The sequence below is a fragment of the Streptomyces chartreusis NRRL 3882 genome, assembly GCF_900236475.1.
GTDB classification, from domain to species: domain Bacteria; phylum Actinomycetota; class Actinomycetes; order Streptomycetales; family Streptomycetaceae; genus Streptomyces; species Streptomyces chartreusis_D.
Window position 1 is genome coordinate 4,628,504 of the sequence record NZ_LT963352.1, and the last position, 21,338, is coordinate 4,649,841.

At 70.5% G+C, this 21,338-nt stretch carries 18 protein-coding genes and 1 tRNA gene; 11 read left to right on the top strand and 8 right to left on the bottom strand.

Features of this window, described 5'->3' with window-relative positions:
- Nucleotides 1-36 precede the first annotated feature (36 nt).
- Nucleotides 37-1,116, top strand: coding sequence for a histidinol-phosphate transaminase (gene hisC, locus SCNRRL3882_RS20810; protein WP_010032845.1), 1,080 nt, complete (start codon nt 37-39; stop codon nt 1,114-1,116).
- Between the two features lie 14 nt (nt 1,117-1,130).
- Here hisC and SCNRRL3882_RS20815 read toward each other — a convergent pair whose 3' ends face one another.
- On the bottom strand, nt 1,131-1,523 hold the full coding sequence (locus SCNRRL3882_RS20815) for a cyclophilin-like fold protein (RefSeq protein WP_010032846.1): 393 nt from the start codon (nt 1,521-1,523) through the stop codon (nt 1,131-1,133).
- A gap of 149 nt (nt 1,524-1,672) precedes the next feature.
- Between SCNRRL3882_RS20815 and SCNRRL3882_RS20820 the strand changes: the two genes are divergently transcribed.
- The 4 genes from SCNRRL3882_RS20820 to SCNRRL3882_RS20835 all read left to right on the top strand — a co-directional run bounded on the left by SCNRRL3882_RS20820 (nt 1,673) and on the right by SCNRRL3882_RS20835 (nt 8,879).
- On the top strand, nt 1,673-3,181 hold the full coding sequence (locus SCNRRL3882_RS20820; protein ID WP_010032847.1) for a cytochrome ubiquinol oxidase subunit I: 1,509 nt from the start codon (nt 1,673-1,675) through the stop codon (nt 3,179-3,181).
- A gap of 20 nt (nt 3,182-3,201) precedes the next feature.
- Nucleotides 3,202-4,206 carry a cytochrome d ubiquinol oxidase subunit II gene (gene cydB / locus SCNRRL3882_RS20825; protein WP_010032851.1) on the top strand — a complete coding sequence of 335 codons (1,005 nt, stop codon included), beginning with the start codon at nt 3,202-3,204 and terminating at the stop codon, nt 4,204-4,206.
- Nucleotides 4,207-4,218: 12 nt separating this feature from the next.
- Nucleotides 4,219-7,713, top strand: coding sequence for a thiol reductant ABC exporter subunit CydD (gene cydD, locus SCNRRL3882_RS20830; RefSeq protein WP_010032853.1), 3,495 nt, complete (start codon nt 4,219-4,221; stop codon nt 7,711-7,713).
- Nucleotides 7,714-7,820: 107 nt separating this feature from the next.
- Nucleotides 7,821-8,879, top strand: a complete 1,059-nt coding sequence (locus tag SCNRRL3882_RS20835) for a M23 family metallopeptidase (RefSeq protein ID WP_010032854.1) — start codon at nt 7,821-7,823, stop codon at nt 8,877-8,879.
- Nucleotides 8,880-8,929: 50 nt separating this feature from the next.
- Here the strand turns inward: SCNRRL3882_RS20835 and SCNRRL3882_RS20840 are convergent, their stop codons facing one another.
- The 4 genes from SCNRRL3882_RS20840 to SCNRRL3882_RS20855 all read right to left on the bottom strand — a co-directional run bounded on the left by SCNRRL3882_RS20840 (nt 8,930) and on the right by SCNRRL3882_RS20855 (nt 13,323).
- The gene (locus tag SCNRRL3882_RS20840) at nt 8,930-9,817 is read right to left on the bottom strand and encodes a Cof-type HAD-IIB family hydrolase (RefSeq protein ID WP_010032855.1); all 888 of its coding nucleotides are present in this window, start codon (nt 9,815-9,817) and stop codon (nt 8,930-8,932) included.
- A gap of 76 nt (nt 9,818-9,893) precedes the next feature.
- A complete protein-coding gene (locus tag SCNRRL3882_RS20845) occupies nt 9,894-10,796 on the bottom strand; it encodes an LLM class flavin-dependent oxidoreductase (RefSeq protein ID WP_010032856.1) in 903 nt (300 codons plus the stop codon).
- 83 nt (nt 10,797-10,879) lie between these two features.
- A complete protein-coding gene (locus SCNRRL3882_RS20850; protein WP_010032857.1) occupies nt 10,880-11,428 on the bottom strand; it encodes an RNA 2'-phosphotransferase in 549 nt (182 codons plus the stop codon).
- Between the two features lie 137 nt (nt 11,429-11,565).
- Nucleotides 11,566-13,323: an SDR family oxidoreductase gene (locus SCNRRL3882_RS20855; RefSeq protein WP_010032858.1), complete on the bottom strand. Its 1,758-nt coding sequence runs from the start codon at nt 13,321-13,323 to the stop codon at nt 11,566-11,568.
- A 168-nt stretch (nt 13,324-13,491) separates the two neighbouring features.
- On the opposite strand from SCNRRL3882_RS20855, the gene SCNRRL3882_RS20860 reads away from it, so the two are divergent.
- The 6 genes from SCNRRL3882_RS20860 to SCNRRL3882_RS40845 all read left to right on the top strand — a co-directional run bounded on the left by SCNRRL3882_RS20860 (nt 13,492) and on the right by SCNRRL3882_RS40845 (nt 17,739).
- Nucleotides 13,492-14,460 (top strand): ABC transporter ATP-binding protein, encoded by a 969-nt coding sequence (locus tag SCNRRL3882_RS20860; RefSeq protein WP_010032859.1) that lies wholly within the window; start codon nt 13,492-13,494, stop codon nt 14,458-14,460.
- On the top strand, nt 14,450-15,364 hold the full coding sequence (locus SCNRRL3882_RS20865) for an ABC transporter permease (RefSeq protein ID WP_010032860.1): 915 nt from the start codon (nt 14,450-14,452) through the stop codon (nt 15,362-15,364). The genes SCNRRL3882_RS20860 and SCNRRL3882_RS20865 overlap by 11 nt, the downstream gene beginning before the upstream one ends.
- A complete protein-coding gene (locus SCNRRL3882_RS20870; protein ID WP_010032863.1) occupies nt 15,361-16,272 on the top strand; it encodes an ABC transporter ATP-binding protein in 912 nt (303 codons plus the stop codon). The genes SCNRRL3882_RS20865 and SCNRRL3882_RS20870 overlap by 4 nt, the downstream gene beginning before the upstream one ends.
- 9 nt (nt 16,273-16,281) lie before the next feature.
- Nucleotides 16,282-17,001, top strand: a complete 720-nt coding sequence (locus SCNRRL3882_RS20875; RefSeq protein WP_010032865.1) for an ABC transporter permease subunit — start codon at nt 16,282-16,284, stop codon at nt 16,999-17,001.
- A 102-nt stretch (nt 17,002-17,103) separates the two neighbouring features.
- Nucleotides 17,104-17,358, top strand: a complete 255-nt coding sequence (locus SCNRRL3882_RS20880; RefSeq protein WP_010032866.1) for a hypothetical protein — start codon at nt 17,104-17,106, stop codon at nt 17,356-17,358.
- Nucleotides 17,359-17,634: 276 nt separating this feature from the next.
- Nucleotides 17,635-17,739, top strand: a tRNA-OTHER gene (locus SCNRRL3882_RS40845).
- Nucleotides 17,740-17,778: 39 nt separating this feature from the next.
- On the opposite strand, the gene SCNRRL3882_RS20885 is transcribed toward SCNRRL3882_RS40845, so the two are convergent.
- The 3 genes from SCNRRL3882_RS20885 to pheA form a co-directional block, all read right to left on the bottom strand.
- A complete protein-coding gene (locus SCNRRL3882_RS20885) occupies nt 17,779-18,585 on the bottom strand; it encodes an HAD family hydrolase (protein WP_010032868.1) in 807 nt (268 codons plus the stop codon).
- The gene (gene serS, locus SCNRRL3882_RS20890) at nt 18,582-19,859 is read right to left on the bottom strand and encodes a serine--tRNA ligase (RefSeq protein ID WP_010032869.1); all 1,278 of its coding nucleotides are present in this window, start codon (nt 19,857-19,859) and stop codon (nt 18,582-18,584) included. Before serS ends, SCNRRL3882_RS20885 begins: the two co-directional genes overlap by 4 nt.
- A gap of 518 nt (nt 19,860-20,377) precedes the next feature.
- Nucleotides 20,378-21,310 carry a prephenate dehydratase gene (gene pheA / locus SCNRRL3882_RS20895; protein WP_010032872.1) on the bottom strand — a complete coding sequence of 311 codons (933 nt, stop codon included), beginning with the start codon at nt 21,308-21,310 and terminating at the stop codon, nt 20,378-20,380.
- Nucleotides 21,311-21,338 lie beyond the last annotated feature (28 nt).

Consider the following 21,338-nt stretch of genomic DNA (forward strand, 5'->3'; position numbering starts at 1 on the left):
GGTCATGGGCCGCCGGTCTTCGCGAGGAGGACTGCGGTGAGCGAGACGAGCCCCAAGCTGCGCGCCGAGCTGGAGGGGATCCCCACCTACAAGCCGGGCAAGCCGGCCGCGGCGGGTGGGCCGGTGGCCTACAAGCTGTCCTCCAACGAGAACCCCTACCCGCCGCTGCCGGGCGTGATGGAAACGGTGACGGCGGCGGTCGGCAACTTCAACCGCTACCCGGACATGGCCTGCACGGCGCTGATGAACGAGCTGTCCGAGCGGTTCGGCGTCCCCCTCTCCCACCTGGCCACCGGCACCGGGTCGGTCGGTGTCGCACAGCAGCTGATCCAGGCCACGTCAGGTCCCGGCGACGAGGTCATCTACGCCTGGCGGTCCTTCGAGGCGTACCCGATCATCACGCAGATCAGCGGCGCGACATCGGTGCAGGTGCCGCTGACGTCCGGTGATGTGCACGACCTCGACGCGATGGCCGACGCGATCACCGAGCGGACCCGGCTGATCTTCGTCTGCAACCCCAACAACCCGACGGGCACGGTCGTGCGGCGGGCGGAGCTGGAGCGCTTCCTCGATCGCGTGCCCGGTGATGTGCTGGTGGTGCTCGACGAGGCCTACCGCGAGTTCATCCGTGACCCCGAGGTGCCGGACGGTGTCGAGCTCTACCGAGACCGACCCAACGTCTGCGTCCTGCGGACCTTCTCCAAGGCCTACGGTCTCGCCGGCCTGCGCGTCGGGTTCGCCATCGCCCACGAGCCGGTGGCCGCGGCGCTGCGCAAGACAGCGGTCCCGTTCGGGGTGAGCCAGCTCGCGCAGGAGGCGGCGATCGCCTCGCTGCGTGCCGAGGACGAACTGTTCGGCCGGGTCGGGTCGCTGGTGTGTGAGCGCACGCGCGTGGTCGACGGGCTGCGCGCCCAGGGCTGGACGGTGCCCGAGACCCAGGCCAACTTCGTGTGGCTGCGGCTGGGGGAGCGCACGGTCCCGTTCGCGGAGGCGTGTGAGCAGGCGGGCGTGGTGATCCGGCCGTTCCCGGGCGAGGGTGTGCGGGTGACGGTCGGGGAGACCGAGGCGAACGACATCTTCTTGAAGGTGGCGGAAGGGTTCCGTAAGGAGCTGTAGGGCTCCGAGCCTGGTCAGGCGTCCAGGAGTTCCACGCGCACGGGGTCGCCGTCCCGCACCGTCGCGAGCACTCCTGGGTCGCCGTCGATGCGGCCCAGGACGTTGCACGGGCTTGCGAGGCGGCACTCGTCGCCCTGCGAGATAGGCGTGGGTCCGTAGGGGAGGGCGAGGGCGTCGCCGTCGGTCCAGAAGGCGACCGTGCCCGGCTCGACTACCTCCCTGGCCCCTGTTTCACGTGAAACAGACACCCCTGTGTCGAAATACACCTCCTTGCCCCAAGTGCGTGCGGTCGAGACGAAGGGCAGTGCCTTGGCGAGGGCCTTGGTGGTCGGGGTGTCGTCGAGAGCGGCGGTGAGATGCCCCGCCGGCCAGGAGATCCGTATCTGTAGTGATGGCGGTGTCTGCATGCCGTCGATTCAACAATATGTTGAAGCCCCGGCCAAGGGGTCGACTGTGACGGGGGAGACAGGGGGTCCCCTCTAGGTCCCGAAAGTCCGTGCTGCATAATGGCTTGTGAATGTGAACGCTTTCACAAGCGTATGTAAGGAGCGGCGACGTGGACCTGGCTTTGGCGCCGGAGACCCTGGCGCGATGGCAGTTCGGCATCACCACCGTCTACCACTTTCTGTTCGTCCCCCTGACGATCTCGCTGGCCGCCCTGACGGCCGGGCTGCAGACCGCCTGGGTGCGGACGGAGAAGGAGAAGTACCTCCAGGCGACGAAGTTCTGGGGCAAGCTCTTCCTGATCAACATCGCGATGGGTGTGGTCACCGGCATCGTGCAGGAGTTCCAGTTCGGCATGAACTGGTCCGACTACTCGCGCTTCGTCGGTGACGTCTTCGGTGCGCCGCTCGCCTTCGAGGCCCTGATCGCCTTCTTCTTCGAGTCCACCTTCATCGGCCTGTGGATCTTCGGCTGGGACAAGCTGCCCAAGAAGATCCACCTGGCCTGCATATGGATGGTCTCGATCGGCACGATCCTGTCGGCCTACTTCATCCTCGCGGCCAACTCCTGGATGCAGCACCCGGTCGGCTACCGGATCAACGAGGCGAAGGGGCGGGCCGAGCTCACCGACTTCTGGCTGGTGCTGACCCAGAACACCGCGCTCGCCCAGGTCTTCCACACGCTCACCGCGGCCTTCCTGACCGGTGGCGCCTTCATGGTCGGCATCGCCGCCTTCCACCTGGTCCGCAAGAAGCACGTCCCCGTGATGAAGACCTCGCTGCGGCTGGGCCTCGTCACCGTCGTCGTCGGCGGACTGCTCACCGCGGTCAGCGGTGACGTCCTCGGCAAGATCATGTACCAGCAGCAGCCGATGAAGATGGCCGCGGCCGAGGCGCTGTGGGACGGCGAGAAGCCGGCGCCCTTCTCGGTCTTCGCCATCGGCGACGTCGACAAGGGGCACAACAAGGTCGCCATCGAGATTCCCGGCCTGCTGTCCTTCCTCGCGAAGGACGACTTCACCTCGTACGTGCCCGGCATCAACGACGTCAACAAGGCCGAGCAGGAGAAGTACGGGCCCGGCGACTACCGGCCCAACATCCCCGTCGCCTATTGGGGCTTCCGCTGGATGATCGGCTTCGGCATGACGTCCTTCGCCATCGGTCTGGCCGGACTGTGGCTGACCCGTAAGAAGTTCCTGCTGCCGCAGCATCTGCGGGTGGGTGAGGACGAGGTGCCGCATCTCGTGCTCCTGCCGAAAAAGGCCCTCGGTCCGACCCTCACCAAGTGGTACTGGCGCATCGCGATCCTCACCCTGGGCTTCCCGCTGATCGCCAGCTCCTGGGGCTGGATCTTCACGGAGATGGGCCGCCAGCCGTGGGTCGTCTACGGCGTGCTCCAGACCCGGCACGCGGTCTCCCCCGGTGTCTCCCAGGCCGAGGTCATCACGTCGATGATCGTCTTCACCACGCTGTACGCGATCCTCGCCGTCGTCGAGGTCAAGCTGCTGGTCAAGTACGTCAAGGCGGGCCCGCCGGAGCTCACCGAGGCCGACCTCAACCCGCCCACGAAGATCGGCGGCGACTCCCGTGACGCCGACAAGCCGATGGCCTTCTCGTACTAGGCCGAGGGAGCTGCACAGTCATGGAACTGCACGACGTCTGGTTCGTCCTGATCGCCGTCCTGTGGACCGGCTACTTCTTCCTGGAGGGCTTCGACTTCGGGGTCGGTGTGCTCACGAAGCTGCTCGCCCGCAACCGGCCCGAGAAGCGGGTGCTGATCAACACCATCGGCCCCGTCTGGGACGGCAACGAGGTGTGGCTGCTGTCGGCGGGCGGTGCCACCTTCGCCGCCTTCCCCGAGTGGTACGCCACGCTCTTCTCCGGCTTCTACCTGCCCCTGCTGCTCATCCTGGTCTGTCTCATCGTCCGGGGTGTGGCCTTCGAGTACCGCGCCAAGCGACCCGAGGAGAACTGGCAGCGCAACTGGGAGACGGCGATCTTCTGGACCTCGCTGATCCCGGCGTTCCTGTGGGGTGTGGCCTTCGGCAACATCGTGCGGGGCGTGAAGATCGACCAGGACTTCAACTACGCCGGCGGCGTCCTGGACCTGCTCAACCCGTACGCGCTGCTGGGCGGTCTGGTCACGCTGGCGCTGTTCACCTTCCACGGGACGGTCTTCGTCGGGCTCAAGACGGTCGGGGAGATCCGGGAGCGGGCGCGGAAGCTGGCACTGCGCGTCGGGTTGGTGACCGCCCTGCTGGCTCTCGCCTTCCTGCTGTGGACGCAGTCCGACCGGGGCGACGGGGCATCGCTCGTCGCGGCGGTCGTGGCGGTGGTGTCGCTCGTCGTGGCCATGGTCGCGGCACGGGCGAGGCGTGAGGGCTGGGCGTTCGCCCTGTCGGGGCTCACCATCGTGGCCACGGTGGCGATGCTCTTCCTGACGCTGTTCCCGAACGTCATGCCGTCGACGCTGAACCCGGACTGGAGCCTGACGGTCACCAACGCCTCGTCCAGCCCGTACACGCTGAAGATCATGACCTGGTGCGCGGCGATCGCCACTCCGGTCGTGCTGGTCTACCAGGGCTGGACGTACTGGGTGTTCCGCAAGCGGATCGGTACGCAGCACATCGCCGAAACTGTGCACTGAGGTGTGTTTCACGTGAAACCGATCGATCCGCGTCTGCTCCGGTACGCCCGTGCCACCCGAGTCTTCCTGGTGGCGGTCGTCGCCCTGGGCGCCGTCGGGGCGGGGCTGGTCATCGCGCAGGCGATGCTCATCGCCGAGGTGGTGGTCGGCGCGTTCCAGCACCGTATGGCGGTGTCCGAACTCGGCACTCCCCTGCTGCTGCTGGTCGCCGTCGCGGTCGGCCGGGCGCTGGTCGGCTGGCTCACCGAGCTCGCCGCGCACCGGGCGAGCGCGGCGGTGAAGTCCGAGCTGCGGGGGCGGTTGCTGGAGCGTTCCGCTCAGCTGGGACCGGGTTGGCTGAGCGGGCAGCGGACCGGTTCGCTGGTGGCTCTGGCCACGCGGGGTGTCGACGCCCTCGACGACTACTTCTCGCGGTATCTGCCGCAGTTGGGTCTCGCGGTGGTCGTGCCGGTGGCGGTGCTGGCGCGGATCGTCACCGAGGACTGGGTGTCCGCGGCCATCATCGTGGGCACCTTGCCGCTCATTCCGGTCTTCATGGTGCTGATCGGCTGGGCCACCCAGTCCCGGATGGACCGCCAGTGGCGGCTGCTGTCGCGGCTGTCGGGTCACTTCCTGGACGTCGTCGCGGGGCTGCCGACGCTGAAGGTCTTCGGGCGGGCCAAGGCGCAGGCCGAGTCGATCCGGCGGATCACCGGCGAGTACCGGCATGCGACCATGCGGACGCTGCGGATCGCCTTCATCTCCTCCTTCGCGCTGGAGCTGCTCGCGACGATCTCCGTGGCGCTGGTCGCCGTGACGATCGGCATGCGGCTGGTGCACGGCGAGATGGACCTGTACATCGGCCTGGTCATCCTGATCCTGGCACCCGAGGCGTATCTGCCGTTGCGGCAGGTCGGGGCGCAGTACCACGCGGCGGCGGAGGGGCTCGCCGCGGCCGAGGAGATCTTCGAGGTTCTGGAGACGCCCGTTCCGGCGTCGGGTTCCGGGGCCGTGCCGGCGGGTGCGCTGGCTTTCGAGGGAGTGACCGTCCGCTACCCGGGGCGATCGGCCGAGGCCGTGTCGGACGTGTCCTTCACCGTCGAGCCCGGGGAGACGGTCGCGCTGGTCGGGCCGAGCGGTGCCGGCAAGTCGACGCTGCTGCACGTCCTGCTGGGATTCGTACCACCGGCCGAGGGGCGGGTGCGGGTCGGGGGAGCCGACCTCGCCGACGTGGACCTGGAGCAGTGGCGGTCCCGGATCGCGTGGGTGCCGCAGCGGCCGCATCTGTACGCCGGGACGATCGCCGAGAACGTACGGCTGGCACGGCCCGAGGCCGACGACGATGCCGTACGGCGGGCGCTGCGGGACGCCGGGGCGCTGGAGTTCGTGGAGGCGCTGCCCGAGGGGGCGGACACCGTGCTCGGCGAGGACGGGGCCGGGCTGTCCGCCGGGCAGCGGCAGCGGCTCGCGCTGGCCCGGGCCTTCCTCGCGGACCGGCCCGTGCTGCTGCTCGACGAGCCGACGGCGGCGCTGGACGGGGCCACCGAGGCCGAGGTCGTGGCGGCCGTACGGCGGCTCGCGGCCGGGCGGACGGTGCTGCTGGTGGTGCACCGGCCGGCGCTGCTGGGGGTGGCGGACCGGGTGGTGCGGCTGGCGGAGCCCGAGACCGCCGCGGTGCCTGTCGCGTCCGCCGCTGTCCGGATTCCAGGAACGGTCTCCGTCGAGGCCGAGCTTCCCTCCGCGGTCTCTCCGACGGAGCCCGGCAGCTCGCCCGCTTCGGACGGTGTCCTCGCGCGGGTCCGTGCCATGTCCGGTGCCCGGCGCGGGCGGCTGGGACTCGCCCTGCTGCTCGGGAGCCTCGCGCTCGGGAGTGCCGTGGGGCTCATGGCCACCTCCGGGTGGCTGATCTCGCGGGCCTCGCAGCAGCCGCCCGTGCTGTATCTGATGGTGGCGGTGACGGCGACGCGCGCCTTCGGGATCGGGCGGGCCGTGTTCCGGTACGCCGAGCGGCTGGTCTCGCACGACGCCGTGCTGCGGATGCTGGCGGACACCCGGGTCGCGGTGTTCCGCCGGCTGGAGCGGCTGGCGCCCGCCGGGCTGCGCCGGACTCGCCGGGGTGATCTGCTGTCCCGGCTGGTCGCGGACGTGGACGCGTTGCAGGACTACTGGCTGCGGTGGCTGCTGCCGGCCGGGGCGGCCGTCGTCGTGTCGGCGGCGTCCGTCGGTTTCACGGCGTGGCTGCTGCCCGAGGCCGGGGCCGTGCTCGCGGCCGGACTGCTGGCCGCGGGGGCGGGGGTGCCCCTCGTCACGGGCGCCGTCGCGCGGCGGGCCGAGCACAGGCTGGCGCCCGCCCGCGGCGTGCTCGCGACACGGGTGGCCGATCTGCTCACCGGAACCGCGGAGCTGACCGTCGCCGGTGCCCTGCCCGCGCGGACAACCCAGGCACGCGAGGCAGACGGCGCACTCACCCGGATCGCGTCGCGCGCCGCCACCGCGACGGCACTCGGCGACGGGCTCACCGCGCTGATCTCCGGCCTGACCGTCACTGCCGCCGCCCTGGTCGGCGCACAGGCGGTCGCGGCAGGGCGGCTGGACGGCGTGACCATGGCCGTCGTCGTCCTCACCCCGCTGGCCGCCTTCGAGGCCGTGCTCGGGCTGCCGCTCGCCGTGCAGTACCGGCAGCGGGTGCGCCGGAGCGCCGAGCGGGTGTACGAGGTGCTGGACGCCCCGGAGCCGGTGGCGGAGCCTGCGCAGCCCCGGCAGGCTCCCGCGTCGCCGTTCCCGGTCGCCGTCAAGGGGCTGGCCGCGCGGCACGCGGGGCAGGACCGGGACGCGCTCGCCGGGCTGGACCTGATCCTCGAAGAGGGCCGCCGGGTCGCCGTGGTCGGACCCTCCGGCTCCGGCAAGACGACCCTGGCGCAGGTGCTGCTGCGCTTCCTCGACGCGGACGCGGGTTCGTACACGCTGGCGGGCGTGGACGCGTACGCGTTGCGCGGGGACGACGTACGAAGGCTCGTCGGGCTGTGCGCGCAGGACGCGCACCTCTTCGACAGCTCGCTGCGCGAGAACCTGCTGCTCGCGAAGAAGGACGCCACCGAGGACGACCTGCGTGCCGCGCTCGGGCGGGCCCGCCTGCTGGACTGGGCCGGCGGCCTGCCCGACGGGCTCGACACGCTCGTCGGCGAGCACGGGGCGCGGCTGTCGGGAGGACAGCGGCAGCGGCTGGCGCTGGCCCGGGCGCTCCTCGCCGACTTCCCCGTCCTGGTCCTCGACGAACCCGCCGAACACCTGGACCTGCCGACCGCCGACGCGCTCACCGCCGACCTGCTGGCCGCCACCGAGGGCCGCACGACCCTGCTCATCACACACCGGCTGGCGGGTCTGGAGGCGGTGGACGAGGTCATCGTGCTGGACCAGGGACGTGTCGTGCAGCGCGGGGCGTACGCGGAGCTGGTGGCCGTGGACGGGCCGCTGCGGGAGATGGCGGAGCGGGAGGCGGCGTCGCAGTCGCTGGTGGCCGCACCCTAGTGGGGCCACGCCGGCCGGTGCCGCACTGAGCCGTTCGGGGCAGCCGGTCCCCCGGCCGTACGAGGCGAACAGGGTCAGGGCGGCCGGGCTGCGCGACGATCACTGACATGCGCTCATATCGCCGTCTTCGGCTGCTCGTTCCGGTTCTGCTGTGTGCGCTGGCGGTTCTCGCGGCCCGGCCGACCGCGGCGCACAAGGAACCCGGGAGCGGCACCGGCGGGGACTCGGGACTCAGTGCCGAGGTGGCGCGGCTGTACGAGGAGGCCGCGGCGGCGACGCAGGCGTACGAGGCGGGGCGCCGAGAGGCCGAGGAGCAACGGGCCAGAGCCCAGCGGGCCGAAGAACTCCTGGAGGGTCAGCGGCGGCACATCGCGGCCCTGCACGAGGACCTGGGCAGGATCGCCCGTGCCCAGTACCGCTCCAGCGGTGGGCTGCCGGTGGCCGCGCAGATGTTCCTCGCCGACGGCCCCGACGACCTGATGCGAGGCCAGCACGCCTTCTCGCAGACGAACCTCGCCGTGAACAACGCGATCTCCAAGAGCCGCCGGGCCGAGGCACGGCTCGCCGCCGACGAGGCCAAGGCCGCGGCCCACTGGCAGGCGCTGGAGAAGCGGAACACGCAACTCGCCGGTCTCAAGGCGGACATCGAGCAGAAGCTGGAAACGGCACGCTCGCGGCTCCAGGGCCAGGCGGACGCCTCGGTCGCCGCCGGAGCGTGCCGTGGGGCCGTGCGGCTCGACCAGCCGGAGACGGGGTTCACCAGTGCCTGGGTCGCGCCCGTGGAGACGTACGAGTTGTCCGCGTCGTACGGCAGCGGCGGTGCGCGGTGGTCGAACCGGCACACCGGGCAGGACTTCGCCGTGCCGATCGGCACGCCGGTGCGGGCCGTGGGTGCGGGCCGGGTGGTGAAGGTGTCCTGCGGGGGTGCCTTCGGCATCGAGATCGTGCTCGAGCACGCGGGCGGCTACTACACGCAGTACGCCCATCTCGCGTCCGTCGCGGTCGACCAGGGGGAGCACGTCACCCCCGGCCAGTGGATCGGCCAGTCGGGCACCACGGGCAACTCCACCGGACCGCACCTGCACTTCGAGACCAGGGTCACGCCGGAGATGGGCTCGTCCGTGAATCCGGTGTCATGGCTGACGGCTCGCGGGGTGCTGCTCTGACCCCGGCGAGAGCCGCAGCCGCACAGCCGCCACACCTACAACCGCGACACCTATGGCAGTTCCGTCAGCAACTGCTCGATCACGACCGCCACGCCGTCCTCGTTGTTCGCGACCGTCCGTCCCGAGGCCGCGGCGATCACGTCCGGGTGGGCGTTGCCCATCGCGTAGGACCGGCCCGCCCAGGTCAGCATCTCGACGTCGTTCGGCATGTCACCGAAGGCGACGACCTGCTCGTGCGAGATGCCGCGCTCGGCACAGCACAGGGCGAGCGTGCTGGCCTTGGACACCCCGGGGCCGCTGATCTCGAGCAGGGCACTGGGGCTGGAACGGGTGACGTTGGCGCGGTCGCCGATGGCGAGCCGGGCCAGGGTCAGGAAGGCGTCCGGGTCCATCTCCGGGTGGTACGCCAGGATCTTCAGCACCGGCTCCGCGGCCGCGCGGTGGTCCGGCGACAGCAGTTCCTCCGCCGGGGCGAGGCTGTCGGGGATCTCCATGTGCAGCTTCGGATAGGCCGGTTCCTGGTAGAAGCCGTACGTCTGCTCCACCGCGTACACCGTGCCCGGAGCCGCGTCACGCAGCAGCCGTACGGCGTCCAGCGCGTTCGCCCGCTCCAGCTCCCGGACCTTCACGAACCGGTGGGCACCGGGGCCGCCGTGCAGGTCGACCACGGCGGCGCCGTTGCCGCAGATCGCCAGGCCGTGGCCGTGCACGTGGTCGCTGACGACATCCATCCAGCGGGCCGGGCGGCCGGTGACGAAGAAGACCTCGATGCCCGCCTCCTCGGCGGCTGCCAGGGCGGCCACCGTGCGGGGGGACACCGACTTGTCGTCGCGCAGCAGCGTGCCGTCGAGGTCGGTGGCGATCAGCCGCGGCGGGACGGTCTCGGCCGCGGTCTCGGGCTGTCGGGTCGCTGAGGTCACCCGGCCATTGTCCCGCATATGCCTGCACGGGCGTGCGGGAGTCCGCACAGGTGAGTGGATACCGCCCTCACCAGGAACTTCCCGAGGGCGCCTCTCAGCGCAACTGCGCCGGCGCCTCCATGGCGATCTGCTCGAAGGCCTTCTCGTCCGCCGCGAAGGGCGAGTCGGGGATGGGCCAGTGGACCACGATGTCCGTGAAGCCCAGCTCCATGTGCCGGCCGGCGAAGTCGACGAAGGCGTCCAGGGACTGGAGCGGTCCTCCGCGGTCCGGGGTGAATCCGGTGAGCAGGACCTTGTCGAGGTCGGTCATGTCCCGGCCGATCTCGGCGCAGATGTCGGCGAGTTTCTCCGCCTGCCCGCGAATGGCCTGAACCGACTGTTCAGGAGTGCCGTTCTCGTACAGCTTGGGGTCGCCGGTGGTCACCCACGCCTGCCCGTACCGGGCGGCGAGCCGCATCCCGCGCGGCCCGGTCGCAGCCACCGCGAACGGCAGTCTGGGGCGCTGCACACAGCCGGGGATGTTCCGTGCCTCGTGTGCCGAGTAGAAGTCGCCCTCGTACGACACCGCGTCCTCGCTGAGCAGCCGGTCGAGCAGCGGGACGAACTCGGCGAAGCGGTCGGCGCGCTCCCGCGGGGTCCACGGCTCCTGGCCGAGCGCGGTGGCGTCGAAGCCCGAGCCGCCCGCGCCGATGCCCAGCGTGACCCGCCCGCCGGAGATGTCGTCGAGGGAGATCAGCTCCTTGGCGAGCGTCACCGGGTGCCGGAAGTTCGGCGAGGTCACCAGCGTGCCCAGCCGCAGCTGGTCGGTGATGGTCGCGGCGGCGGTGAGGGTCGGTACGGCACCGAACCAGGGGCCGTCCCGGAAGCTGCGCCACGACAGATGGTCGTAGGTGTACGCGGTGTGGAAGCCGAGCTGCTCGGCACGCGTCCAGGCCGCACGGCCGCCTTCCTGCCAGCGACGGTAGGGGAGGATCACGGTGCTCAGACGCAGACTCATGGCATCGAGCCTAAGGGAGCGCGGCGAGTGGCCCGTGTTTCACGTGAAACACTCACCGTGAGTCGCTCGTCCCGCACAGCGCGTCAGTGAGGCTCGGGAAAGCGCAGATAGCGCGGCGGTACGGCCTGGGTGAGCCACACGCCGTTCGCGCTCACTTGGAAGACATGACCGTCGCGGTGCATCGCGCCCGCGTCCACGGCCAGCACGACCGGCCGGCCACGGCGGGCACCGACGCGGGTCGCCGTCTCGCGGTCGGACGAGAGGTGCACGGCATGCCGGTCCATCGGCCTGAGCCCCTCGGCCCGGATCGCGTCCAGGTTGCGGGCGACGGTGCCGTGGTAGAGGTACGCGGGCGGAGTCGCCGTCGGCAGCCCGAGGTCGACCGCGACGCTGTGGCCCTGGCTGGCACGGATCCGGGTGCCCTCGACGGCGAAACGCCGCTTGTCGTTGGTGGCGACGACGTGGTCCAGCTCGGAACGGGTGAACCGGAAGCCATGGGCGGTGGCTGCGGCGATCAGTGTGTCGATCTCGACCCAGCCACCCTCGTCGAGCGTGAGCCCGATCCGTTCCGGTTGATGCCGCAGATGCTTCGAGAGGTACTTCGACACCTTGACGGTGCGTCTTTCGTCCATCCCATCAGGGTGCGGGAGAGACCTGAATCACGCGATCGAGTTTTACCTTGAAGGTTTGATCCACAGCCAAGTGATGTTATCCACAGGGGAATTGGCCAGTCTGTGGACAACTGGCCCTCCCTCTGGGCGACTTGAGGTCACATCGGCGGCTTCATCCGTGCGATCCCCCGCAGTGCCCCCGGCGCGAACCGCGACAGCCAGCGCGCACCCCGCGCCTCCGGCGTGACCGGGGCCACCGCCTCGTTGCGCACCACCGCCCGCAGGATCGCGGCGGCGACCTTCTCCGGCGGGTAGTTCCGCAGCCCGTACAGGCGGGCGGCGCGCTGCTGGAGCCGCTTCTCCTCCCTGGCGTCGACCCCGGCGAAGTGCGCCGTGGAGGTGATGGCGGTGTTGACGAAGCCGGGGCAGACCGCGGTCACACCGATGCCCTGCCCGGCGAGCTCCGCGCGCAGGCACTCGCTGAGCATCAGCACGGCCGCCTTGGAGGTGCTGTAGGCGGGCAGCGCCCGGGAGGGCTGGTAGGCCGCCGCCGAGGCCACGTTGACGATGTGGCCCCCCTGCCCGCGCTCGGACATCCGCCGGCCGAAGAGCCGGCAGCCGTGGATGACACCCCAGAGGTTGACGTCGAGGACCTTCCTCCAGTCCTCCGGCGTCGTGTCGAAGAAGGAGCCGGACAGTCCGATCCCGGCGTTGTTCACGAGGACGTCCACCACGCCGTACTCGGTGGTGACCTTCTCGGCGAGCTTCTCCATGGCCTGCTCGTCGGAGACGTCGACCGTCTCCGCCCAGGCCGCTGGAGCGCCCGCCCGGCGGGACGACTCGGCGGTGCGGGCCGCCGCCTGAGGGTTCCGGTCGACGGCGACCACGCGCGCGCCGGCCTCGGCGAACGCCAGCGCCGTCGCCCGCCCGATGCCGCTGCCCGCCCCGGTGACCAGCACGAGCTGCCCGCCGAACCGCTGGGCGTGCTTGCCGCCTGCCGGCCCGGGGGACCGGCCGCTCTCCACGGACGTCACGAACTCCTCGATCCACGAAGCCAGCTGATCCGGACGGGTGCGTGGGATCCAGTGCCCCGCCTGAACGGTCCTGCGGGTCAGCTGCGGAACCCACTGATCGAGGTCATCGTGGAGCCGCTCGGACAGGAACCGGTCCTCCAACGGTGTCACGATCTGCACGGGCGCGTGCGCGTACGCGTCCGGGCGTGGCCTGCGCAGTCGGGGACGGACGTTGTCCCGGTACAGCCAGGCCCCGTGGGCCGCGTCCGACGGCAGGGACGAGGTCGGGTAACCACCCCGGGGCACCTTCTCGACGCGCTCCAGGACCCGGGGCCACCGCTTGCCGAGCGGGCCGCGCCAGGCCAGCTCGGGCAGCACGGGCGTGTGCAGCAGGTACACGTACCAGGACCGGGCGCCCTGCCCGAGGAGCTGGCCGATCCGGCGCGGGGTGGGCCGCTTCACACGGCTGTCGATCCAGTGGCCGAAGTGGTCCAGGGAGGGCCCGGACATCGACGTGAAGGAGGCGATGCGGCCCTCGGTGCGCCGGACGGTGGTGAACTCCCAGGCCTGCACCGAGCCCCAGTCGTGCCCGACGAGATGCACCGGCCGATCCGGGCTGACCGCGTCCGCGACGGCCAGGAAGTCGTCCGTCAGCTTCTCCAGCGTGAACCCGCCCCGCAGCGGCCGTGGCGCCGTGGACCGCCCGTGGCCGCGGACGTCGTACGCCACCACGTGGAACTGCCCGGCGAGACGCGCGGCGACCTCGGACCACACCTCCTTGCTGTCGGGGTAGCCGTGCACCAGGACGACCGTCGGACGCCCCGGATCGCCCAGCTCGGCCACACACAGCTCGACTTCGCCGGTCCGCACCCAGCGCTCCCGCGCGCCCGTGAGCAACGTCATCCGGCGAATCTGGCAGTTGTTAGAGAGTTCGTCAATAGAGGCTCCCCGGGCGTGGTAACTCTCGAGAACCAGCTCCCCTAGGGGCACGTAATACTCAGGGCTGACCCGAAGACAGCTCTGGGGGGTGACGACCGTCACGCGCACGGCCCCTACCTTCATAGGGTGACTGTGATCGCGACCGAAAGCCTGAGCAAGCGGTTCCCCCGGGTGACCGCGCTTGACCGGCTCTCCGTGGACGTCGGGCCCGGTGTGACCGGACTCGTCGGAGCCAACGGAGCCGGCAAGTCCACACTGATCAAGATCCTGCTGGGTCTGTCCCCCGCCACCGAGGGCCGTGCCGAAGTGCTCGGCCTCGACGTCGCCACCAAGGGCGCCGACATCCGCGAGCGGGTCGGCTACATGCCCGAGCACGACTGCCTGCCGCCGGACGTCTCGGCCACCGAGTTCGTCGTCCACATGGCGCGCATGTCCGGCCTGCCGCCCACCGCCGCCCGCGAGCGCACGGCCGACACCCTGCGCCACGTCGGTCTGTACGAGGAGCGCTACCGCCCCATCGGTGGTTACTCGACCGGCATGAAGCAGCGCGTGAAGCTCGCGCAGGCCCTCGTCCACGACCCGCAGCTGGTCTTCCTGGACGAGCCGACCAACGGCCTCGATCCGGTCGGCCGCGACGAGATGCTCGGCCTGATCCGCCGGATCCACACCGACTTCGGCATCTCGGTCCTGGTCACCTCGCACCTGCTGGGAGAACTGGAGCGCACCTGCGACCACGTCGTCGTCATCGACGGCGGCAAGCTCCTGCGCTCCAGCTCCACCACGGACTTCACGCAGATCACGACGACCCTCGCGATCGAGGTCACCGACACCGACGAGCACCCGGACGGCACCCGCGCGGTGCGCGATGCGCTGCACGCGCGCGGGGTGAGCGTCCAGGACGGCAGCGGTCTGCCGGGCGCCGGCCACGTCCTGCTGCTCACCGCGCAGGGCGAGGAGACGTACGACCTGGTCCGGGACGTGATCGCGGACCTCGGGCTCGGCCTGGTGCGCATGGAGCAGCGCCGGCACCACATCTCCGAGGTCTTCACGACCAGTGACCAGCACGAGCAGCGGAAGGAGGCGGTCGGCCATGGCGGTTGAGCACTCCACGGGGGCAGCCCCGGTGCCGGGTGACCAGACCCGCATCCACAACATCGGCTACCGCAACTACGACGGCCCCCGCCTGGGCCGCGCCTACGCCCGCCGCTCGCTGTACTCGCAGTCCCTGCGCGGCTCCTACGGCCTCGGCCGCTCGGTGAAGTCGAAGGTGCTGCCGATGCTGCTGTTCGTGGTGATGTGCGTGCCCGCGGCCATCATGGTCGCCGTCGCGGTCTTCACCAAGGCCAAGGAACTGCCCCTGGACTACACGCGCTACGCGATCGTCATGCAGGCGGTCATCAGCCTGTACGTCGCCTCGCAGGCACCCCAGTCCGTCTCACGCGACCTGCGCTTCAAGACCGTTCCGCTGTACTTCTCGCGCCCCATCGAGATCGCCGACTACGTCCGCGCCAAGTTCGCGGCGCTGGCCTCGGCGCTGTTCGTCCTCACGGCCGCTCCCCTGCTCGTGCTCTATGTGGGCGCGCTGCTGGCCAAGCTCGACTTCGCCGACCAGACCAAGGGATTCGCACAGGGAATCGTCTCCGTGGCACTGCTCTCACTGCTCTTCGCCGGCATCGGCCTGGTCATCGCGTCCTTCACCCCGCGCCGCGGCTTCGGCATCGCGGCCGTGATCGCCGTACTGACCATCACCTACGGCGCGGTCTCCACCCTCCAGGCCATCGCCGACGCCCAGGGCAGCAGCGCCGCCGTGCCGTGGATCGGGCTGTTCTCGCCCATCACGCTCATCGACGGCGCGCAGTCCGCGTTCCTGGGCGCGACCTCCGCCTTCCCCGGCGGGGTGGGCCCGAGCAACGCCGAGGGCGTCGTCTACGTCCTCGTCGCCCTGGGCCTGATCGCGGCGAGCTACGGCCTCCTGATGCGCCGCTACAAGAAGGTGGGACTGTGACCACGCTCTCCATCGACCACGTCTCCCGCTGGTTCGGCAACGTGGTCGCCGTCAACGACATCACCATGACCATCGGCCCCGGCGTCACGGGTCTGCTGGGCCCCAACGGCGCCGGAAAGTCCACCCTCATCAACATGATGGGCGGCTTCCTGGCCCCCTCCACCGGCACGGTCACCCTCGACGGCCAGGCCGTGTGGCGCAACGAGCAGATCTACAAGCACATCGGCGTCGTCCCCGAGCGGGAGGCGATGTACGACTTCCTCACCGGGAAGGAGTTCGTCCTCGCCAACGCCGAGCTGCACGGCCTGGGCGCCAAGGCGGCCCAGCGGGCGCTCGCCACGGTCGAGATGGAGTACGCGCAGGACCGCAAGATCCAGACGTACTCCAAGGGCATGCGCCAGCGCGTGAAGATGGCCTCGGCCCTGGTCCACGACCCGTCCCTGCTCCTGCTGGACGAGCCCTTCAACGGCATGGACCCGCGCCAGCGCATGCAGCTCATGGACCTGCTGCGCCGCATGGGCGACGAGGGCCGCACGGTGCTTTTCTCGTCCCACATCCTCGAAGAGGTCGAGCAACTCGCCTGGCACATCGAGGTCGTCGTCGCCGGCCGGCACGCCGCCAGCGGTGACTTCCGCAAGATCCGCCGTCTGATGACCGACCGGCCGCACCGCTACCTGGTGCGCTCCAGCGACGACCGCGCCCTCGCGGCCGCGCTGATCGCCGACCCGTCGACGTCCGGCATCGAGGTCGACCTCGCCGAGGGCGCGCTGCGCATCCAGGCCGTCGACTTCGGCCGCTTCACGGCCCTGCTGCCGCGGGTGGCCAGGGACCACGGCATCCGGCTGCTCACGGTCTCGCCGTCCGACGAGTCCCTCGAGTCCGTCTTCTCGTACCTCGTCGCGGCGTAGGAGGCCCTGATGTACGACCCCACAGTCGCCCGGCTCACGTACCGGGCCCTGCTCGGCCGGCGCCGGGCCCTCATCCTCGGAGCCCTGCCGCTGCTGCTCATCGCCATCTCGGTGGTGGTGCGTTTCCTCGCCGGGGCGGACGACCAGACGGCGGCGGACCTGCTGGGCGGCCTCGCCCTCGCCACGATGGTGCCGATCATCGGCGTCATCGCCGGAACCGGCGCGATCGGGCCGGAGATCGACGACGGCTCGGTGGTGTACCTGCTCTCCAAGCCGATCAAACGCCCGGCGATCATCTTCACCAAGCTGATCGTCGCGATCGCGGTGACGATGGTGTTCTCCGCGGTGCCGACGCTCATCGCGGGCTTCATCCTGAACGGCAACGGCCAGCAGATCGCCGTCGCCTACACGGTGGCCGCACTGGTCGCCTCCATCGCGTACGCGGCCCTGTTCCTGCTGCTCGGCACGGTCTCCCGGCACGCGGTGGTGTTCGGGCTCGTCTACGCGCTGGTCTGGGAGGCCCTGTTCGGCTCCCTGGTGCCGGGCGCCCGCACGCTGAGCGTCCAGCAGTGGGCGCTGGCCGTGGCCCAGAAGGTGTCCGGCGGCGACCTGGTGACCTCGGACGTCGGCCTCACCACGGCGACGGTGCTGCTGGTCGCCGTCACGGTGCTGGCCACCTGGTACGCCGGTCAGAAGCTGCGCTCGCTGACCCTCGCCGGCGAGGAGTGACGTGCCCCGGCCTTGACGGGGGCTTCACCCCTGTCAGGGCACACTGGGCGAACGGAACGCAGGGATGTCGCACGGAAGTTGGACGGCTGGAAGGGGACGGGGATGGCGGCCGAGAGGGCTCAGTACGACGACCGCGGACAGTCGGGATCCGGCTCCGGAGACGGCGCCTGGGACGACCTCGTCCTGGACGACGACTTCATACGCTCCGCCGAGACCTCCGAGCCGTCCGCCCGCGCCCGGATGCTCGCCGCGCGCTGGCGCCGCGAGGAACCGGAGCCGCAGCCCTGGCGGTCGGACGAGCCGCCTGCGGGCTGGTTCTTCAGCAAGGCCCGGCGGCGCAGGTGGCGCAAGCGCTGACCGACCCCCGTCCGGCCGCCGATTTAATCGGTGGCGTCCTTTTCGCCCGGCAGGCAGAGTAGTCGTGTCCCTGCCGGACGACGAGTCCGGCGTCACGTTCTGGGAGAGGAGCCGGACGATGTCCATGTACGGCAGTACGTCCAGCTCCCTTCAGGGCAGCCCGCGGCGGGCTCCGGAGTAATCGCTACCCCTCCGTAGAGCCCGCCCCACACGGGGAGCTGCCCGGGGCGGCCGCTTCGAGCACGCGAATCGCACGTCGCGTGAGGCCGCCCACCCGGAGGATTGGCCGAGTGGCAAGGCACTGGCTTGCGCTGTGTTTGATCAGGAGCGAGTCATGGTCGGGCTGGAAAGCCCGCGCACGTTCGATCCGTGCATCCTCCGCCGAACGCGATACCCAAGGGAAGCGCGAGGACTGAAGGTTCAGCCCAGCAGCCGCTCGAGCACCACGGCGATCCCGTCCTCCTCGTTCGAGGACGTCACCTCGTCGGCCACCGCCTTCAGTTCCTCGTGGGCGTCCGCCATCGCCACACCGTAGGAGGCCCAGGCGAACATCGGTATGTCGTTGGGCATGTCGCCGAAGGCGATCGTGTCGGCCGCCTTCACCTTGAGCCGACGCGCCGCCAGGGACAGGCCGGTCGCCTTGGACAGGCCCAGAGGCAGGAGTTCGACGATGCCCTCGCCCGCCATGACGACGGTGACGAAACCGCCGGCGGTGCGCGTGGCCGCCTCGCACAGCTCGTCGTCCGAGAGCGTCGGGTGCTGGATGTACAGCTTGTTCAGGGGCGCGCTCCACAGGTCCGACGCGTCCGTGAACGGGGTCGCGGGCAGATTGCCGTGGGCCGCGTAGCCGGGACCCACCAGCACCTCGCCGTCGAGGCCGTCGCGGCTCGCCGCCAGGTACAGCGGGCCGACCTCCGCCTCGATCTTGGCCAGCGCCACTCCGGCCAGCTGCCGGTCCAGCGTCACCGACGTCAGCAACCGGTGGGCGCCGGCGTCGTACACCTGTGCGCCCTGGCCGCAGACGGCCAGCCCCTGGTAGCCGAGGTCGTCGAGGATGTGCCGGGTCCACGGGACCGCGCGGCCGGTGACGACGATGTGCGCGGCACCTGCCGAGGCGGCCTCGGCGAGCGCGTCACGGGTGCGGGGCGACACCGACTCGTCGGAACGCAGCAGCGTCCCGTCGAGGTCGGTCGCGATCAGCTGGTACGGGAAACCGGTGGTGGTCACTTGGCCACCGGCTCCAGGACCTCCCGGCCGCCCAGGTACGGACGCAGCACCTCGGGCACCCGCACCGAGCCGTCGGCCTGCTGGTGGTTCTCCAGGATCGCCACGATCGTGCGCGGCACGGCGCACAGCGTGCCGTTGAGCGTGGCCAGCGGGCGGACCTGCTTGCCGTCACGGACGCGGATCGACAGGCGGCGGGACTGGAACTCGGTGCAGTCCGAGGTCGAGGTCAGCTCGCGGTACTTGCCCTGCGTCGGGATCCACGCCTCGCAGTCGAACTTGCGCGACGCCGAGGCGCCAAGGTCGGCGCTCGCCACGTCGATCACGCGGTACGGCAGCTCCAGCGAGGTCAGCCACTGCTTCTCCCACTCCAGCAGCCGCTGGTGCTCGGCCTGCGAGTCCTCCGGGGCGACGTAGGAGAACATCTCGACCTTGTCGAACTGGTGCACGCGGAAGATGCCCCGGGTGTCCTTGCCGTGCGAGCCGGCCTCGCGGCGGAAGCAGGGCGAGAAGCCCGCGTAGCGCAGCGGCAGCTTCTCGGCGTCGAGGATCTCGTCCATGTGGTACGCGGCGAGCGGGACCTCGGACGTGCCGACCAGGTAGAGGTCGTCGGCCGCGAGGTGGTAGACGTCCTGCGCGGCCTGGCCGAGGAAGCCGGTGCCCGCCATGGACTGGGGGCGGACCAGGGCCGGGGTCAGCATCGGCGTGAAGCCGGCCGCGGTGGCCTGGGCCATCGCCGCGTTCACCAGGGCCAGCTCCAGCAGGGCGCCGACGCCCGTCAGGAAGTAGAAGCGCGAGCCGGAGACCTTGGCGCCCCGCTCGACGTCGATCGCGCCGAGGATCTGGCCGAGCTCCAGGTGGTCCCTGGGCTCGAAGCCCTCGGCGGTGAAGTCGCGGATCGTGCCGTGCGTCTCCAGCGTGACGAAGTCCTCCTCGCCGCCCACCGGCACGTCCGGGTGGACGAGGTTGCCGAGCCTCAGGAGCAGCTCCTGGGTCTCGGTGGCGGCCGCGTCGCGGTCCGCGTCGGCGGCCTTGACGTCGGCGGCGAGCTGGCCCGCCTTCTTCAGCAGCTCGGCCTTCTCGTCTCCGGAAGCCTTGGGGATGAGCTTGCCGAGCGCCTTCTGCTCGGCGCGCAGCTCGTCGAAGCGGACGCCGGACGACCTGCGCCGCTCGTCGGCAGACAGGAGGGAGTCGACGAGCGCGACGTCCTCTCCACGGGCGCGCTGCGACGCGCGCACACGGTCGGGGTCCTCACGGAGCAGGCGAAGGTCAATCACGCGCCCAAGGCTACCGGTGCGGGGTGACCGCCCACGACTCACTATTCCGGGCGTAGCTTACATACCGTTATGGGGGAATTGCGCACTGTGTCAATATACCGACCACCTCTCCCCGGAACGAGGCATCCGCAGGGCGCGACGTTGACTCGAATCCCTTGTGGGGAACGGGACTTGGGGCTCGGTTGTCCACAGGGATCCACACCCGCCCAAAAGTTATCCACAGGCTGTGTGGAAGATCTGTGGACGTCGGAATTGATCACTCCGGAAGGCTCTGCCGCACCGAAGAATTCCCGGTGCAAACCTGCCCTGTCCTCACTTTCGAGTGGAAATGGGTCACCCCGAAGAGTTACGCAAGGGAAAACGGTAGACGAAGGGTGACCTGCACGCCGATGGACGCATCAGGTGCCTGTAGGGCGATTTGTCGACTGACCAACACTTCGTTGTCGACTTGTCCCCAGGTCGAGAACCAAGCCTGTGGATAACTTCTGTGGATAACGACAATCAGCAGGTACGACGGCCTAGAACCGGCCGTCCTGGCACCGCGCCACCCAGTCCGCCGCCGCCACGAACTCCTCGTCCGACGTCCCCAGCCGCGGCGGCTGGACATCCCCCGGCTTCATGTCCGCGCGCGGATAGGAGCCGAGATAACGCACCTGGAGGCAGATCCGCTTCAGGCCCATCAGGGCTTCGGCCACCCGGCGGTCGGAGATATGGCCCTCGGCGTCGATGCAGAAGCAGTAGTTGCCGATGCCCGCGCCGGTGGGCCGGGACTGGAGCAGCATCAGGTTGATGCCGCGCGTGGCGAACTCGCCCAGCAGATCGCGCAGGCCTCCGGGGTGGTCGTCGCGCTGCCACAGCACGACGGAGGTCTTGTCCGCGCCGGTCGGCGCCGCGGGCCGGGCGGGCCGGCCGACCAGCACGAACCGCGTCTGGGCGTTCTCCGCGTCGTGGATCCCGGTCTCCAGGGCCTCCAGGCCGTAGCGGGCGGCCGCGAACTCGCCGGCGAAGGCGGCGTCGTACTGACCCTCCTGGACCAGCCGGGCGGCGTCCGCGTTCGAGGCGGCCGACTCCCAGTGGGCGTCCGGGAGGTGCTTCTTCAGCCAGTTGCGCACCTGCGGCTGCGCGGCCGGGTGGGCGGAGACGGTCTTGATGTCCGACAGCTTGGTGCCGGGGCGGACCAGCAGCGCGAAGGTGATCGACAGCAGCACCTCGCGGTAGATCATCAGCGGCGCGCCGGCGACCAGTTCGTCGAGGGTGGTGGTGATGCCGCCCTCGACGGAGTTCTCGATCGGCACGAACGCGGCCTCGGCCTCGCCGGCGCGTACCGCGTCGAGCGCGGACTGGACGGACACGTACGGGATGAGCTCCCGGGTGGCGGCCTCGGGAAGCGTGCGCAGGGCGACTTCGGTGAAGGTGCCCTCGGGGCCGAGATACGCATAGCTCGCTGGCATGACCTCACCCTAGTGGGCCCGCGGAAGC